Source organism: Mongoliimonas terrestris (assembly GCF_001927285.1).
Lineage (GTDB): Bacteria > Pseudomonadota > Alphaproteobacteria > Rhizobiales > Pleomorphomonadaceae > Chthonobacter > Chthonobacter terrestris.
The window spans coordinates 1-536 of record NZ_MSIG01000068.1; the positions used below are offsets into that span (position 1 = coordinate 1).

The following is a 536-nucleotide window of genomic DNA, read 5'->3' on the forward strand; positions in this document are numbered from 1 at the left end:
TGCGCCGATCGGCTGTCTCGTCATCACTTTCCTCGAGCCTCGCAGTCTGTCGGCCAAAGCCGCCCTCCTCACGCCGGCACTCGTAGAGGGCTCCTGGCCGGGTGAGGATCACACAGGCGATCCTGGCGACCTTCGCTGCCAGCGCGACAGTCACCTTGTTGCCGTGCATTCGCTTCCCCAAGCCGTCGAGCCACGCTCCCTATCTGTCGCGACTACGATCGAGATGCGTGACGCACGACCGGGCGCCGTGGACGAGCAACCGCCGGAGATACCCGTTCCCTCGTTTACTGATCCCCATCAGCGTGACCTTGCCACCGGTCGAGTGCTCCCGCGGCACGAGGCCGAGCCAGGCAGCCATGTCCCGAGCTCGCTTGTACTGGCGACCATCCCCGGCGGCTGCGACGAGTGCGGTTGCGCCCAGCGCGCCGATGCCAGGGATCGTCATCAAGCGGCGGGTTCGGTCGTCCCGGGCAGCGATCGCCTCGATGTCGCGCGTGACGGTCGCGATTCGGTCTTCGATCCCGTGCAGATCTTCG

Annotated in this window: 1 pseudogene; it reads right to left on the reverse strand. The window is 66.6% G+C overall.

From position 1 onward, the window contains the following. Positions 1-536, reverse strand: a pseudogene (locus tag BUQ68_RS24605) (IS110 family RNA-guided transposase); the annotation flags it as partial.